At 72.4% G+C, this 16188-nt stretch carries 10 protein-coding genes; 9 read left to right on the top strand and 1 reads right to left on the bottom strand.

The window, feature by feature from the left end:
- Positions 1-128: 128 nt before the first annotated feature.
- The 4 genes from AC3ETA_RS09695 (at position 129) to AC3ETA_RS09680 (ending at position 6848) form a co-directional block, all read left to right on the top strand.
- Positions 129-869, top strand: a complete 741-nt coding sequence (locus tag AC3ETA_RS09695) for a type VII secretion system-associated protein (RefSeq protein WP_432192405.1) — start codon at positions 129-131, stop codon at positions 867-869.
- The gene (locus tag AC3ETA_RS09690; protein ID WP_432192404.1) at positions 866-2149 is read left to right on the top strand and encodes a ricin-type beta-trefoil lectin domain protein; all 1284 of its coding nucleotides are present in this window, start codon (positions 866-868) and stop codon (positions 2147-2149) included. Before AC3ETA_RS09695 ends, AC3ETA_RS09690 begins: the two co-directional genes overlap by 4 nt.
- Before the next feature lie 152 nt (positions 2150-2301).
- Complete coding sequence (locus AC3ETA_RS09685) at positions 2302-5616, top strand: right-handed parallel beta-helix repeat-containing protein (protein WP_432192403.1); 3315 nt, start codon at positions 2302-2304, stop codon at positions 5614-5616.
- A complete protein-coding gene (locus AC3ETA_RS09680; protein WP_432192402.1) occupies positions 5613-6848 on the top strand; it encodes a S8 family serine peptidase in 1236 nt (411 codons plus the stop codon). The genes AC3ETA_RS09685 and AC3ETA_RS09680 overlap by 4 nt, the downstream gene beginning before the upstream one ends.
- Before the next feature lie 63 nt (positions 6849-6911).
- Here the strand turns inward: AC3ETA_RS09680 and eccCa are convergent, their stop codons facing one another.
- Entirely contained in the window at positions 6912-10904 is a 3993-nt protein-coding gene (eccCa, locus tag AC3ETA_RS09675; protein ID WP_432192401.1) for a type VII secretion protein EccCa, read from the bottom strand.
- Between the two features lie 454 nt (positions 10905-11358).
- Between eccCa and eccD the strand changes: the two genes are divergently transcribed.
- From eccD to AC3ETA_RS09650, 5 genes are all read left to right on the top strand, one after another.
- On the top strand, positions 11359-12765 hold the full coding sequence (gene eccD, locus AC3ETA_RS09670; RefSeq protein WP_432192400.1) for a type VII secretion integral membrane protein EccD: 1407 nt from the start codon (positions 11359-11361) through the stop codon (positions 12763-12765).
- Between the two features lie 40 nt (positions 12766-12805).
- Complete coding sequence (eccB, locus tag AC3ETA_RS09665; protein ID WP_432192399.1) at positions 12806-14371, top strand: type VII secretion protein EccB; 1566 nt, start codon at positions 12806-12808, stop codon at positions 14369-14371.
- Positions 14372-14845: 474 nt separating this feature from the next.
- Positions 14846-15181, top strand: a complete 336-nt coding sequence (locus AC3ETA_RS09660; RefSeq protein ID WP_351198081.1) for a hypothetical protein — start codon at positions 14846-14848, stop codon at positions 15179-15181.
- Between the two features lie 87 nt (positions 15182-15268).
- Complete coding sequence (locus AC3ETA_RS09655) at positions 15269-15577, top strand: WXG100 family type VII secretion target (RefSeq protein WP_432192398.1); 309 nt, start codon at positions 15269-15271, stop codon at positions 15575-15577.
- Positions 15578-15699: 122 nt separating this feature from the next.
- Positions 15700-16170, top strand: a complete 471-nt coding sequence (locus AC3ETA_RS09650) for a type VII secretion system-associated protein (protein WP_432192397.1) — start codon at positions 15700-15702, stop codon at positions 16168-16170.
- The last annotated feature ends 18 nt before the right edge of the window (positions 16171-16188 follow it).

The following is a 16188-nucleotide window of genomic DNA, read 5'->3' as shown; positions in this document are numbered from 1 at the left end:
CGGACCCTGCCCGCTCCGCAACGGGCGGTGCTCGTGTGGCATCCTGGGCTCCCGATCTGATCATCGCCGGCACGTGCGCAAGCCGCCGGCACCCAAGTGTTCGTACTGACCGAAGAGTTCAGGTGGAGATGCGGCCCGGACAACGGCTAGAGGGCGGGCCCGACGTGCCCGACAGCTCCGGGCCGGCCACCGTGGAGCCGTCCGGCGCCGACGACGTCGAGGTCACCGACATCCCCGGGATACCCGAGGCCGTACGGGACGCCGCCCGCCGTGCGCCCGGCCACTGGATCGGGATGGTGGACCCGGAGTGGACCCAGGACCGTACGCCGCCGGAATGGGCGGTGGCGGGGGAGTGGCAGTCCGACGACAGCGGAGACGTCGGGGTCTACCGTCCCAACCCGGCCTACCGGCCCTCGGCACGGGTGCTCGGCTGGCCGGAGCCCACCGACCCGGTGGACGCGGCGGCGCAGCGGGCGGCCACCGGCTACGGCTCGGTCGACGAGGTGATCGCGGTGCTCGCGGAAGCGGAGGTCACGGTGGTGCGCGGACCGGACGGCGGGCCGCTGACGGCAGCCGGCCTGGACGGAAGCCCAGTGATCCTTTCGTTCACCTCACCGGCACACGAGTTCATGTCCGCGGCACTTCGCCATGACACCGTTCCGGCGCAGGAGCTGGCCCGATCGCTGCGCGGTTCCGGTGCGCAGCTGATGGTCAACGCCGGTGCCGCGGCCCCCCTGCTCGTCCCGGCGGACAGGCTCCTCGACGCCCTGCCCGAACCGGAAGCCGAGCAGGCGCCCGCGGCCCCTTCCGAGGTCCGGACCCGCAACTCTTCCGAACCCCGGCCCCACACCACAGGGAGGACCCCGTGACGCGTCCGGCCCAGAACACCCCCGCCTCCCCACGGGCGGAGTCCGGTTCCGCCGGCGAGGAGACGGCCTCGACCGCCACCGTCGCCCAGCCCCAGCCCCAGCCCCAGCCCCAGGTTGAGTCCACCCAGGGGCAGGGCGAGGCCGACCGGGCGAAGTCGCGAGGCACGCAGGCGAAGCCCGACGCCGAGGCCGGGACATCGGCCGCCGCACCTGAGTCCGCCGCACCTGAGTCCGCCGCACCTGAGTCCGCCGCACCCGAGGCCGCTGCGAAAGGCCGTACCACCGGGCCGGAGCCCGCGGCAGAAACCGCCCCCGGCAGCCGGTCCGGGTCCGAAGCCGAGTCGAACCCCGACTCCGACTCGGAGTCCGCCCCCGGCGCTGCCGCGGAGGCCAAGAGCCGGCTGCCCGCGCTCGTGCGGACCATGACCGCCACCGCCATCGACCGGCCGCAACAACAGGCCGCTCCCGTGGGCCGGCCGGGCAAGGCCGTGCTGGCCGGGGCCGCCGTCGCCGGGGCACTGCTCGTGTCGGTGCCGTTCCTCGTGCTCACCGGGGGCGACGACAAGGACGCCGGAACGGCGCCGGCGGGAGGCACCGTACTCGGTGACGGCGCGCAGGAGGCACCGGGCGACTTCGTGGTGACCAAGCCCGACACCGGCACTCCGGACGACGACGAGAAGCGTTCCGGCAAGCCCGACAAGCCGGTGAAGCAAGCCCCGGGCGGGGGCACGGCGCAGGGCTCGGGCAAGGAGACGCCGAAGCAGGACGGCGGCGGAAAGGAGCAGCCCAAGGGGGACACGGGCAAGCAGGACGAGCCCGCGAAGCCGGGTGGCGGGAAGACGTCCGGGGGCGGCGCCGCCGACCAGCCCGCGAACCCCGGCCCAGGTGTGACGTTCAGCGCCCCGGTCTCCGTGCGCAGCCATCTCTCCGGTCGCTGCCTCGACGTACCGAACGCCGACTTCGGCGACGGCAAGAAGCTGTTCGTGTGGGACTGCAACAACGGCGTGGCGCAGAAGTGGCAGTTCGCCTCCGACGGCACCATGCGCATCCAGGGCCTGTGCCTGGACGTGGCCAACGCGAACTACAACGACGGCACCCCGATCCAGATCGCCCGGTGCAGTGGCAACGCCGCCCAGAAGTTCGTCCTCAACGAGCGCCACGACCTGGTCAACACCGTCGTCGGCAAGTGCGTCGACATCAAGGACAACAACACGGGCAACGGCGCCTGGCTGCAACTGTGGACCTGCGCCGGCACCGACAACCAGAAGTGGAGCGTCTGACCGCGCTCCGGACGCCTTCCGGCCGAGAGCATCGCTCCCGGCATCTGCCCGCCCCGGCAGCGGGGCATGATGGCACCGTCGGTTCGCCGACACCCGCTCCCGGAGACCGGGGGCGCCAGCTGAAGACGTTGCCCCAGCAAGGAGGTTGGTGCGTGTCGCGCCAGGTACTGACGGTCGGTCCCGGGGACCGGGACCGCTACCGGACGATCGGTGAGGCACTCGCGGCTGCCCGTACCGGGGCGCTGATCAGCGTCCGGCCCGGGACGTACGCGGAGAACCTGGTGATCCACACCAGGGTCACCCTCACCGCCGCCGAGGGCCGGGGCACGGTCGAGATCCGGCCACGTTCGGGCAGCGTCCTCGCCCTGCGCGCCGACGCCGTGATGCTCTCCGAGCTGTCCCTGCGCGGCGGCGACGCCGAGTTGCCCGCCGTGGACGTACGGCGCGGGCAGGCCGCGCTCGACGGCTGCGAGATCGTCGGCGCCGCCTGGACCGCGGTACTGGCCGGGGGCACCGGCTCCCTCGCGCTGCGCGACTGCCGGGTGAGCAACCCCCAGGGCGCCGGCATCGTCGTCACCTCGACCACGCCCACCACTGTGGAGTCCTGCACGTTCGAGCACCTGGGCACCAGCGGGCTCGTCCTCGCCGAACAGGGCGAGGCGCGGCTGCGGGGCTGCACGGTGCGCGCCGCGCGCGGCAACGGCCTGCTCGCCAACGGCGACTCCACCGGCAGCGTCGAGGACTGCGACATCTCCTCCACCGACAAGCCCTCCATCGCCCTGGAGCAGAACTGCTCCCTCACGGTGGTGCGCACCGTGGTGCACGACACCAGCACCGGAGTGCACCTGAGCAGCGCGGGCCGTACGACGCTGGAGGACGTCCGCGTCACCGGCGCCTCCGGCAACGGGATCGCGTTGGCCGGGGGCACCGACCCGGTGCTGCGCCGCTGCCGCGTCTCGCGCACCCGGGGTCACGGCATCGTGGTCACCGACCGGGCGCGCGGCACCTTCGAGGACTGCTGGGTGGACGGCGCGCAGGGCGCGGCGCTCCGGGTCGCGGGGGCCGCCTCCCCGGCGCTGACCGGTCTGACGGTCCGTGACTGCGAGCAGGCGGGGCTGCTGTTGGAAGAGGACTCGGCGCCCGAGCTGGACCGCCTGGAGGTCATCGGTGGATCGCCCGCGGTCTCGGTGCGCGGCGGCGCCAACCCGCTGCTGCGCCGGGCCCGGCTCGTGGAGCCCTCCGGCGACGGCATCACGGCGGGCAAGGACGCCCGCGGCCGGGCCGAGGACTGCGAGATCGTCCGGCCGAAGGGCGCGGGCGTGCGCGTGGGCTCCGGCAGCACCCTCTACCTGGCAGGTGGCGGCGTCTCGGACACCGCCACCAGCGGCCTCGTCGTGGAGGACGGCGGCAATGTCACCGTCCGGGACTTCCGTGTCGAGATATCCGGCGAGGAAGGCGTCGTCGTCGCGGCGGGCGGTGAGCTGACCGCCAACCGCACCACGGTGCACGCCGCACAGGGCCACGGCTTCCTGCTCCGCGAGGGCGCGCTCGCCTCGCTCAGCGGCTGTGAGGTCTCCGGCGGTGCCCAGGACGGCTTCCGGGTGGAGTCCACGGCCCCGGTCTCGCTCGTGAACTGCCTCGCCCGGGAGAACGAGGGCGGCGGCCTCGTACAGACCACTCCCGGTGAACGGCTCGCCGTGGACGGCCTGAAGAGCACCGGCAACGGCAAGCGGGACGCCTGGGGCAGCGGCAGCGCCGAGAACACCGACCCGGCGGGCTCCGGCGCCGCGGACGCACCCCCGCCGGACCGCGTGGACGGCCCGCTCGGGGCCCTCAACGCGCTGATCGGCCTGGAGAACGTCAAGCAGCAGGTCGGCACCCTGGTCAACCTGACCCAGCTCGCCCAGCGCCGCGAACAACTCGGCATGTCCGCACCGCCGATGAGCAGACATCTGATCTTCGCCGGCCCGCCGGGCACCGGTAAGACCACCGTCGCCCGCCTCTACGGGGCGATCCTGGCCGAACTGGGCTCCCTGCGCAGCGGCCACCTCGTGGAGGTCTCCCGTGCCGACCTGGTCGCACAGGTCGTCGGCGGGACCGCTATCAAGACCACCGAGACCTTCCAACGGGCCCTCGGCGGCGTGCTGTTCGTCGACGAGGCGTACACCCTCACCGCGGACAGCGGCAACGGCGGCGCCGACTTCGGCCGCGAGGCCGTGGACACCCTGTTGAAGCTGATGGAGGACCACCGCGACGACGTGGTCGTGGTCGCGGCCGGATACTCCCGCGAGATGGAGTCGTTCCTCGGCTCCAACCCCGGCCTGGCCTCCCGCTTCTCCCGGACCGTCGAGTTCGAGAACTACTCCGTGCCCGAACTGGTCGCCATCATGGAGAACATGTGCGGCCAGCACCAGTACGAACTGGGCGAGGGCACCGCCGAGGCGCTCGCGGCGCACTTCGAGGCGATGCCCCGGGACGCCGGCTTCGGCAACGGCCGTGCCGCACGCGGGGTGTTCGAGGAGATGGTGGACCGGCAGGCCGTACGCCTCGCCTCGCAGGCCCAGGTCGGCGAGCACGACCTGCGGCTGCTCCTCCCGGAGGACGTGTCGGCCACCGCCGCCGCGAAGGCCGCCGAGTCCGGCGCGCCTCAGGACGACCCGCTGACCCGCCTCGGCGACATGATCGGCCTGGCCGAGGTCAAGCGCGACGTCGCGGACCTGGTCAACCTCATCACCACCGCACGCCACCGCGCCGCGGCCGGGCTGCCGGTGCCCTCGCTCAGCCACCACCTGGTCTTCACCGGCCCGCCCGGCACGGGCAAGACCACGGTCGCCCGCCTCTACGGCGAGATCCTGACCCAGCTCGGCATCCTGGAACGGGGCCAGTTGGTGGAGGCGGCCCGCGCCGACCTCGTCGGCCGCTACATCGGCCACACCGCCCAGCTCACCCGCGAGGTCTTCGAACGGGCCCGCGGCGGTGTGCTGTTCATCGACGAGGCGTACACCCTCACCCCGCAGGGCGGCGGCGCCGACTTCGGCCAGGAGGCGGTGGACACCCTGCTGAAGCTGATGGAGGACCACCGCGACGAGGTGGTCGTCATCGTCGCCGGCTACACCGACGAGATGGAGCGCTTCCTCGCCTCCAACCCGGGTCTGTCCTCGCGCTTCCCGCGCCGGATCACCTTCGCCGACTACTCCTCCGAGGAACTGGTCACCATCGTGCGCGCACAGGCCGCGAGCATGGGCTACGAGTGCGGGCCCGGCACCGGCCCGGTGCTCAAGTCGTACTTCGAGGCGCTGCCCCGGGACCGCTCGTTCGGCAACGCGCGGCTCGCCCGGCAGGTGCTCGAATCGATGGTCACCCGCCAGGCGGGGCGGCTCAGTTCGCTGGCCGCACCCACACTCGACGACCTGCGCATCCTCGTTCCCGAGGACGTCGTCGCGGCCCCGAAGGCGGCCGGCCTGTGAAGCCTCCCGCCCGCGGGGCCGCCCGACTGCTGTCCGGCGCCGGCCTCGCCGCCGCACTGCTCCTGCCCGCTGCCGTCACGGCCCACACGGCACCTCAGTCGGGGGTACCGACGGCCGACGGGAAGAAGGGCCAGGAACTTCCGGCGATGCCCTCCGCGCTCGACACGGACGCCGAGTGCACCGCCGCCTCTCGTGCCAAGGCGAAGAAGCAGGACTGGTCACGCCAGCGCCTCGACCTGGACCGGACGCACGGCCACGGCATCGGCGCGGGTGTGACCGTCGCCCTGATCGACACCGGCGTCGCCCCCGACGCCGACGGCCTCGACGGCCGCGTCACCGCCGACGGCTCGGCAGCCGACGACTGCGTCGGACACGGCACCTTCCTGGCCGGGCTGATCGCCGGTAGCGGTTCCCGTCTCACCGGGGTCGCCCCGGGCGCGCGGATACTGGCCCTGCGCGGTACGGACACCCGCGGTGAAGCGAGCCCGGCACTCGTCGCGGCCGCGGTACGCGAGGCAACCGAGGCCGGGGCCGACGTCATCGCGGTCACGGTGGCCCTGCCGCGCCGGGACACGGAACTGACCCGCGCGGTCGCCGACGCCCGCCGCGCGGGCGCGATCGTGGTCGCCGCGGCCGCCCCCGACCCGCCGACGCGGGGCGGCACCGACGAGATCGCGTCCCGTGTGTACTGGCCGGCCGGGGAACCGGGAGTTCTCTCGGTCGCCGACATGCTCCCCGGCGGCCTCCGCCCGGACCGGGCACTGCCCACCACGGGCATCGACCTGGCCGCGCCCGGGGCCGGTGTGGTCTCCGGCGGCCCGCGCGGTGACGGCCACTACCTCGGCGCCGGCGCCTCGGTCGCCGCCGCCTACGCCGCCGGTGCCGCCGCGGTGGTCCGCGCGGCCCACCCGGACGACTCGCCCGACACCGTCACCCACCGCCTGACCGCCACCGCCTACCCCGCCGACATCCCGCAACTGGACGCGTACGCCGCCGTGACCACGGTCCTCGGCGACCCGGATGCGTCGGCCGGCACCGAGCGCGCCGCGGAGCGCGTGGCCGTCCGTGACACCTCCGACGCCGACGCCGCCACCGACCGGGCCGCGCTCTTCGTCATCCTCGGCTCCACCGCCGTACTCACCGTCCTGTGGGCCGCTTTCACCCTGCCCAGGGCACGCGCCCGAGGCTGGCGCCCGGCGCGGGCCGGGGGCGGGGGATCGCCGGAGGACTGACGGTCTGCACGGGAACGACGACGGCGGGGATCACCAGGTGATCCCCGCCGTCGTCGTTCCGTCTCAGCCTTCCTGGCCGGCTGCGGTCTCCACCAGAGCCGTCTGCATCAGCCGTGCCTTGCGGCGGGCGATGTGGAGGGCCCGGCCCGGCGGCAGGTTGACGGGTTTCGCATTGCCGAAGAGGCGGCCCTCGGTGGGCGGGCAGGAGAGCAGGATCGCGGGGTTGTTCGCCTCGTCCATCCGGCGGATGAGGGAGTCGCTCAGACCCCGGCCCGCGCCCATGGCGCTACGGGCGACGATCACGTGCAGGCCCATCTCGAAACCGAGCGTCAGATGCTCGAAGAGCGGCTCGAACGGGCTCTGGAAGGAGTTGCTGGAGACCATGTCGTAGTCGTCGACCAGGATGAACAGACGCGGGCCGGTCCACCAGTCGCACTTGCGCATCCGGGCGGGGGCGATGTCCGCCCCGGGGACACGGGTCTTCATCGCGCGGGCCGCCCCGTCGATCGTCTCCTTGAGGTTGTCCAGGGAGATGACGTGCCCGATGCGGTACTCCTCAGGGATTCCGTCCACCAGCGTGCGCCGGTAGTCCACCGCGATGATCTTCGCCTCGTGCGGGGCGTACCGGGCGGTGATGCCCGCGGTGATCCGGCGCAGCAGGTTGGTCTTGCCGCTCTCCGTGTCGCCGACCACGATCAGGTGCGGGGTGCGGCTGAAGTCGTGCCACACCGGCTCCAGGGCGTCCTGGTCGATGCCGAGCGGAAGGCGCATGCCGCCGCCCTCGGTCTGCTCGGGCGCCGGGAGTTCGGCGAGCGGCAGCCGGTGCGGCAGCATCCGGACCTGCGGCGCGGCCGGGCCCGGCCAGTGCCTGGCCACCTCGCCGACCAGGTGGGCGACCCCGTCGCCGAGGTCCTCGAGGGAGCCGCTGCCGTCCAGACGGGGCAGGCCGGCGAGGAAGTGCATCTTGCTGTCGGCGGTGATGCCGCGGCCACCGCTGCGCGGCACCGAGCGGGCCTTGCGGGTGTCGATCTCCGAGTCCATCGGATCACCCATCCGCAGCTCCAGGCGGGTCGCCGCCTGATCGCGGACCTGCGCGGACAGCTCCACCCAGCGGGTCGTGGTGATGAGCAGGTGGATGCCGTAGTTCAGGCCGCGCGCGGCGAGCTCGTTGAACTTCGGGACCAGGTCGTCGTAGTCCTGACGGACCGTGGACCAGCCGTCGACCACCATGAACACGTCGCCGAACGGCTCGTCGGGGAACTCCCCGGCGGCGCGGCGACGGCGGTAGGACTGCATGGAGTCGATGGTGTGGTCGACGAAGAACTGCTCACGCCGGGCGAGCAGCGTCATCACCTCGGCGACGGCCCGGTGCACCCGCTCCGGGTTGAGCCGCGCCGCGACCCCGCCGACGTGGGGGAGCGCGGCGAACTGGGAGAGGCCGCCGCCACCGAAGTCGAGGCAGTAGAACTGGATCTCGGACGGCGTGTGGGTCAGGGCGAGCGCGGCGATCAGGGTGCGGGCGAGGGTGGACTTGCCGCTCTGCGAGCCGCCCGCGACGGCGACATGGCCGCCGGCTCCGGACAGGTCGACGACCAGCGGGTCGCGGCGCTGCTCGAAGGGATTGTCGACCAGGCCGACCGGGACCCGCAGCCTGCCCGTGCCGGACCAGCCGGCGGCGGTCAGGCCGCGCTCGGGGTCGGCGGCGATGCCCGGCAGCAGCGTGTCCAGCGGGGACGGCTCGTCCAGCGGCGGAAGCCAGACCTGGTGGGCGGCTGGACCCGAGTCGCGCAGCCGCTCCAGGGCGACGTCGAGCAGGGTCTCCTCGTCGCCGCCCTCCTCGGTCTCCGGCTCCGGAACGGGCGTGGGGTCGAGGGTGCGCGGCACGACCCAGCCGCTGGTCCACGGCACCACCTGGCTGGCCACCCGGGCCTGCACGACCGCGCCGGTGCGCCGCCGGTAGGTGCCGGAGGAGTAGGCGGCGCGGAAGCGCGTCAGGGCCTCCACACCGGACTTGAGATAGCCGCTGCCGGGCTGGGCGGGCAGCTCGTAGGCGTCCGGCACGCCGAGCACACCGCGGCTCTCCATGGCGGAGAACGTGCGCAGGCCGACCCGGTACGACAGGTGGCTCTCCAACTGGTGCATACGGCCCTCGTCCAGGCGCTGCGAGGCCAGCAGCAGATGCACGCCGAGCGAGCGGCCGAGGCGGCCGATCATCACGAACAGATCCATGAACTCGCGGTGCGCGGAGAGGAGTTCGCTGAACTCGTCGACCACCACGAACAGGCTGGGCAGCGGGGTGAGGTCGGCACCGCCGGCGCGGGCGCGCTCGTACTCCAGGGCGGAGGTGTAGTTGCCGGCCGCGCGCAACAGCTCCTGGCGGCGGATGAGTTCGCCGTGCAGGGCGTCCTGCATGCGCTCCACCAGGGCGACCTCGTCGGCGAGGTTGGTGATGACCGCGGAGGTGTGCGGCAGCTCCTCCAGGCCGAGGAAGGTGGCGCCGCCCTTGAAGTCGACCAGGACGAAGTTCAGCGTCTCCGAGGAGTTGGTCAGGGCGAGGCCGAGGACCAGGGTGCGCAGGAGTTCGCTCTTGCCGGAGCCTGTGGCGCCGATGAGCATGCCGTGCGGGCCCATGCCGCCCTGCGCGGACTCCTTGATGTCCAGTTCCACCGGGCGGCCGTCGACGCCGACCGCGATCGGCACCCGCAGCCGTGCGGAGCCGGTGTGCCGGGCGAACAGGGCCTTGGTGTCGTGCCGGTGCAGATCGGGGATGCCCAGCAGGGTGGTCAGCTCCACGTCGCTGTCCAGCGGCTGCGCGATGTCGCTGCCCAGGCTGATGCGGCGGGAGGCGAGCAGCCGCGCCAGGGACTGTGCGCCGAGCGGGCCGAGCCGGTCCGGCCGGCCGAGCGGCACCGAGCGCTCCTTGCGGCTGCGGTCGGTGCGCACCAGGTTCACCTGGTCCGGCCCGACGGTCAGCCGCAGCGTGTTGCGGCCGGGCCGCCAGCGCAGCGCGCCGGAGACGTCCAGCACCACGGCGTTGCGGTAGCCGTGGCCTTCCCAGCGGTGGCCCTCGGGGACGGTGATGCCGTCCAGGACGACGACCGTGTACGGCTCGTCACGGCCCGGTCGGGCATCCGGGTCGAAGCCGGGGCGCTCGGCGAACTCGGCGCCGAGCAGGTCGTCCAGCTCGGTCAGGTCGGCCGTGATCCGGCGGACCTGACCGGCACCGTCCTCCTCGTGCGGATGCAGCGCGTGCGGCAGCCACTTGACCCACTCCCAGTCGGCGCGGCGCTCGTCGCTGACACAGAGGGCGATCCACAGCTCCTCCGGCGCGTGGAACACGGCGAGCTGACCGAGAGCGGCACGCAGCAGGGCGCGTACGGCTTCGTCGTCGACGCCCTCAGGGCTCCCGGGCGACGCGGCGGGCTCCTCGTCCAGTGCCTCCTCGGGGCGCAGCAGCACCCGCGCGGACGAGCGCAGATAGAGGCCGAGGGGCTGCTCGGGAATCGTGGAATAGGCGCGGATGAAGCGCCGCAGGGCGTGTGCGCAGAGCGGTTCGAGGTCCTCCACCGGGCGGGTGGACACCGGGTTCAGGGTGAGGGCGAGCTGCTGTTCGCCGACCGCCAGCCGGACCTCGCCGAAGTCCTCGTCGGCAGGGCGGCGTTCCCACAGCCGTGAGGTGCGGGCCAGCGAACGCAGGGACGAGGGCTCCGGGTGACGCCAGGCGAGCGCCCGCTGCTGCTCCACGATGGTGGACCGGACCCGCTTGCGGGTCTGCGCCAGATAGCGGAGGTAGTCACGGCGCTCGCCCTTCAGGCGCTGCTTGCGCTCGCTGGAACGGCGCATCAGCTGGCCCAGCAGCATCGCGCCGGCGGACAGCGCCATCACACCCATCGCCAGGTAGATGAAGACCCCGTTGCCACCGCCCGGGCGCAGGAACATCAGCATCATCGACACCGACATCAGCGCCATCGGCAGATAGGTCCATATCGCCGAGGTGTCGGGCACCGTCTCGGCCAGGACCGGCGGCTCCTGGAGGGTCAATTGCCCTTCGGGCATCTCGGGACCGCGCCTGCGGGCCGGCCGGCGAAACAGCACCACACTCAAGGAACAGAACCTCCGGTTTCACTGGCTTTCCGGCCCACGCCGAATACCGGGACACCCGGCAGCCGGAAAGACCGCACCGCGCTCATTTTCCGGGGACCCGGGTACGCGGTGAACGCCGGATGAATGTTGTGAGCGGAAAGCAGGGAACGGTCAACTCTCCCACCATTCAACTGCATACCGGACAAGGAGCCCGGTCCCCAGCACGTTCCGGCGAGCGTAGGCAGTAGTCTGCATTCACGTAACGCGACCTGTCCACGCGGGAGAGGTGGTTGCCGGGCTCGCGGACGTAATTCCCCTGTCCGACCCCCCTGTTCTGGCCCGTGCGGACCCTCCGTACTCTTCGCACTGCCCCGCACGCGGGGAAGTCCTCCCGCCAAAACTCCCACGGAAGACGAGAGTTCAGCTGATGACCGACAGCGCGGTGGCCGAACTGTGCCGCCTGACCGTACGTGCGCCGAGCGTCTCCGTCGATCTGGCCGTGCCCGCCGACGTGCCGGTCGCCGATCTGCTGCCCACGCTGCTGCGTTATGTCGGCGAGGAGGCCGAGGAGGCCGGACTCGACCATGCCGGCTGGGTGCTCCAGCGGCTGGGCGACGCCCCCCTCGACGAGGAGACGACCCTCGCACGTGCCGGGCTAGCCGACGGGGACGTGCTCTATCTGCGCCCGCACACCGAGGCGCTGCCCGAGGCCCGGCTCGACGACCTGGTGGACGGGATAGCCGACACCGCCGGCCGCAGGCTGCACACCTGGCACCCCGAGGCGGCCCGCGGGCTGCTGGTGGGCGCCACGGTGGCGACCGTGGCCGCGGCCCTGGTGCTGGTGTTCTGGCCGGGAGCGGCTGGCTCCGGCTCGGTCCGGGCCGCCTGTTCCGCCGTGGCGGGGCTGCTGCTGCTCGCCGGCGCGGGCACCGCCAGCCGCGCGGTCGGCGACCGGCTGTCCGCGACCGCGCTCGGCCTGCTGGTCGCGCCCTGCCTGGCGCTGGCCGGCTGGGTGCTGCCCGGCGGTGATCTGACCGGCCCGGACGCGGCGCAGGTCGCGGGCGCCCGACTGCTCGCGGCGGGCGCGGCCGGTGCCGGCGGCGCGGTCCTCGCGCTGGCCGCCACCGCGGTCGGCGCCCCGGCCCTGCTGGGCACCGCGGTCGTGTCGGTGGCCATCGCGATCTCCGGTGCCCTCATCGGCTACACGGACCTGCACGTGCCGGCCGCGGTCGCGCTGGTCGCGACGGTGTTCGTGCTCGCGGCCGGGACCGTGGCACCGTTCGCCTTCAAACTGGCCGGGATGCGGATGCCCGCCCTGCCCTCCTCCGCCAGCCAGCTCCAGGAAGGCATCGAGCCCTACGCGGGCAGCGACGTCGCCGAGCGCACCGAACTGGCCGGACGCTGGGTCACCGCGCTCTTCGCCGTCACCGGCGTCATCGCCGCGGGCGCCCTGGTCGTCCTCGCCGAACACCCGAACCTGCCCGAGGTGCTGACCGCGCTCGCGCTGAGCCTGCTGCTCCTTCTGCACTCCCGGGGGCTGGTGCACATCGGCCAGCGGCTCACCCTCGCGGTGCCCGGGATCTGGGGCCTGCTGCTGCTCGCCCGCAGCTGGGCGGCGGACAGCGACACCGACGGGCGACTGGTGGTCTTCGCGGTACTGCTCGGCGCGGCCGCCACGCTGGTGATCGCCGCCTGGACGGTGCCCGGCCGCCGCATGCTGCCGTACTGGGGCCGGGCCGCGGAGGTGGCGCACACCGGCATCGCGGTGGCGCTGCTGCCGCTCAGCCTGTGGGTGGCGGGACTCTTCGGCTGGCTGCGCGGCCTGTTCGGCTGAGTACACCCGCACTCCGGCAAGAGAACGACTAGGAGAGGCCGTGCAGTCCAAACGCGACCAGGTACACGCCCACACCTTCATGATGGGCAGGCTCAGTTCGGGCCTGCTGATGGCCGACCCGGACGCCCCGGAGAGCCCGCTCGGGCGCACCACGCGCGGCGTGGTCTTCGGCGTACTGGTCACCGTCCTGGTCGGTGCGGGCGCCACCGTCTACGGCCTGCTGCGCCCCGGCGGCAACGACGCCTGGCGCGAGGACGCGCACCTGGTGGTCAACCGCGACACCGGCGCCCGCTACCTGTGGACCAACACCGACGGCGTGCTGCACCCGGTGCGCAACTACGCCTCCGCCCGGCTGATCGGCGGCTCCGACCTGGAGACCGTGGACGTCGCGACCGCTTCGCTGCGGGACGTCCCGGTGGGCGCCCCGGCCGGCATCCCCGGCGTCCCCGACACCGTGCCCGAGCCCGGCCAACTCGACGACGGAGCCTGGCACATGTGCGTCACCGGCCCGGCCGGCGCGCTGCCGAACACCTCCGGTGCCGTGTCGAACACAGGGGTGGAGAAGCCGGGGGCGACCACCGTGGTGGCCGGTGCGCCGCTGGACGCCGACGGCATCGGCGGCGACCGCGGGGTGCTGGTGAGCGGGCCCGACGACACCGAGTACCTGGTGTGGCGCGGCAGCAGGCTGCCCCTGGACCGCGAGTCGGACGCCCGCAACGCCCTCGGCTACGGCTCCGAACAGCCCATGCCGGTCTCGGCTGCCTTCCTCGACGCACTGGCACCCGGCCCCGTCCTGAAGCCGCCCGCGGTGCCGGGACGCGGTGAGGAGGGCCCAGAACTCGGCGGGGAGGCCAGCAGGGTCGGCCAGCTCTTCAAGGTCAGCGTCCCCGGCGGTGACAGCACCTACCACCTGCTGCGCAAGGACGGTCTCGTGCCGCTGACCCGGCTCGGCGCCGCGCTGGTACTGGGCGACCCGGCCACCCAGAAGGACGCCTACCAGGGGCGTTCGCCCGAGGTACGTACGGTCGGCGCCGACGCGCTGCGCGAACACCGGGCCGAGGACCAGGACACCGGCGCCGCCGCGGAGCTGCCCGACGCGCCGCCCGTCCCGCAGTCCGCGCCACGCGGCACCGCGCTCTGCGCGCAGGTCGACGGCGACGACGGCGGCGTCCGGATCAGGTCGGTGCTGGTGCCGCTGACCCGGCTCGCGCCGGTCGCGGTGTCGGAGGGAACCGCCCAGCCGCTGAAGCCCGCCTGCGTCCCGACCGACGCCACGGTGGTCCGGCCCGGCCGGGGCGCCCTGGTCCGCGCTCTCAACGCCAGCGGCGCCGCGCACGCGGGGACGAGCTATCTGGTGGCGGAGAACGGCGTCAAGTACCGCGTCTCCACCAAGAAATCGCTGGCCGCGCTCGGATACGAGAGCGCCGACATCGCCTCCGTCCCGGCCCCGCTCCTCGCGGCCCTGCCGACCGGCGCGGACCTCGACCCGGCCGCCGCCTCGGGTGTCGTCGAGCCCAAGGTGACCGCTCCGCAGTGCGCCCCGGACCCGGAGCGCAAGGCGGGCGAGGCGAGCGCCATTGCCGACAAGGCGGACACCGTGCACTGATCATGGCAAGGGGTGCATTCGGCGCCGATGAAAAGGAAAAGGGCGGGGGCAACAGAAGTATTGAGCCAAAGTGGTTGCCGGTGGTGTGAAGTCCGCGGAGGCGTCGCGGACGGATACGGCGGGAACCTCAAACAAAGCTCAGATATTTCGGCCGAGCCGTGCCCGCTCAATCCCGGGGAAGCGCTTGCAATGCCGGTACGGCACTTCGCGACGCCCGTTCGGCTTCCTCCCGTGCCCGCTTTCTGCCCGCCTCGCGTTGCCCGGGGGAGGGCGCGTGCACCGGGTTTCCGGCCGGTCGGAGAGGCTTGTTCATATCGCTGAAACCTCCGCACAACTCCCTTGCCACGCAAGAATTCCGGGACGAGCTGACCGAAGCTCAAATCTTCCCTGTGCGCGTTGCGCGGAACGCCGGCTTCTCTTTAGCCTCAGCGGGCAACTGTGCGACGAGACAGGGCTGAACGAAGGGAGCGCGACATGGCGGACAGCGCCGCTAGGAAAGCGGACTATGCCAAGGGCTTGGGGGGTGTCTCCTCGCTGGAGTCGGCCCGGAGCCAGGTCGAGAAGATCCAGAACAACGTCGCCGAGATCGCCGCGCGTTCGGGCGTCGGCGGCGACGAGGGCCAGGCCCTGCTGAAACTCTTCCGCAGCTGGAACGCCGAGGCGCAGAAGGTCGTCATCCAGATCAGCAAGATGGTCGACGCGCTCCAGGAGAACGTGACCTCCGCCAACCGTCTGGCGCAGGAGAACCAGGACCTGACCGAGATCCTCAACAGCAAGACCAGCCAGGGCGTCTTCGAAGCGCTGAGCTGACCCGACCGGTAGCACCGGCCCCGTCATGGCGAGGCCGGACCCCTTGAGCTTCCCGGGCCGGCGCCCGGCCGTACGAGAGGAGACGTCATGGCCGACGGCATCATCGACGTGCAGTACCCCGTGGTCCGCAACGCCATCGAGGAATTGATGGCGCAGACCCAGCAGATCATCACCACCCTCAACAACCTGGAGGACGAGCTGAAGCCGCTCGTCAACTCCTGGGAGGGTTCCGACCAGGAGACCTACCGTCAGGTCCAGGCGGAGTGGGACCAGGCCACCAAGAACATGGCCATGCTCCTCGGCGACAACGGCGAGCTGATCCAGACCATCCACGACAACCACTCCCGCGACGAGCGCAGGAGCGCTGACAACTGGGGCAATGTGCGGGCCCGTTAGGGCCTCGCCGAAGCGTCCTCGTCGTCGAGGGTTCGGCGGCGCGGCCCGGCCGTCGTCCGTGAACGGGACGTCTGCCGGGCCCCCGTGTCCCCGTCCGGCACCAAGCGTCAGGAGTGCGTCCCATGGCCGGTGAGAAGGCCGACGTCAAGCATTTCGACCTCAAGCAGATGGAGAACTTCCGGGACAACGAGGTGCAGCCGGTCTTCACCGCCGCGAAGAAGCACAAGGAGGAGGGCGACGGGTCCCACATCCGCCCGCTCGGCCACCTCATCGACGGACACACCACACCGGACAACCTCGCCCAGGACAAGCAACTCCTGCGCATCGGAAGGATGGTGACCGAACCACTGGTCTCGGGACCGAAGCTGATCGAGGACATCCGCATCGCGGCCGAGGCCATCGACAAGCTGCTCGGCGACCAGATGGACCTCTTCAAGGAGTTGAAGGAGGCCCTCACCGAGACGATCGAAGAGGCCAACAAGACCAAGGACAAGAACCTCGACGCGATCGACGCCCAGACGCTCCTCCAGACCTTCGACGAGGTCGACACCCTCACCGCCGGCGGCACCGGCGACCCGGACGACCAGTCCTGACCAACTCCGATAGAAAGG

This window comes from Streptomyces sp. bgisy027, from assembly GCF_057710365.1.
The sequence above is the reverse complement of the archived record's forward strand: the minus strand, read 5'-3'. Positions and strand labels throughout refer to the sequence as shown.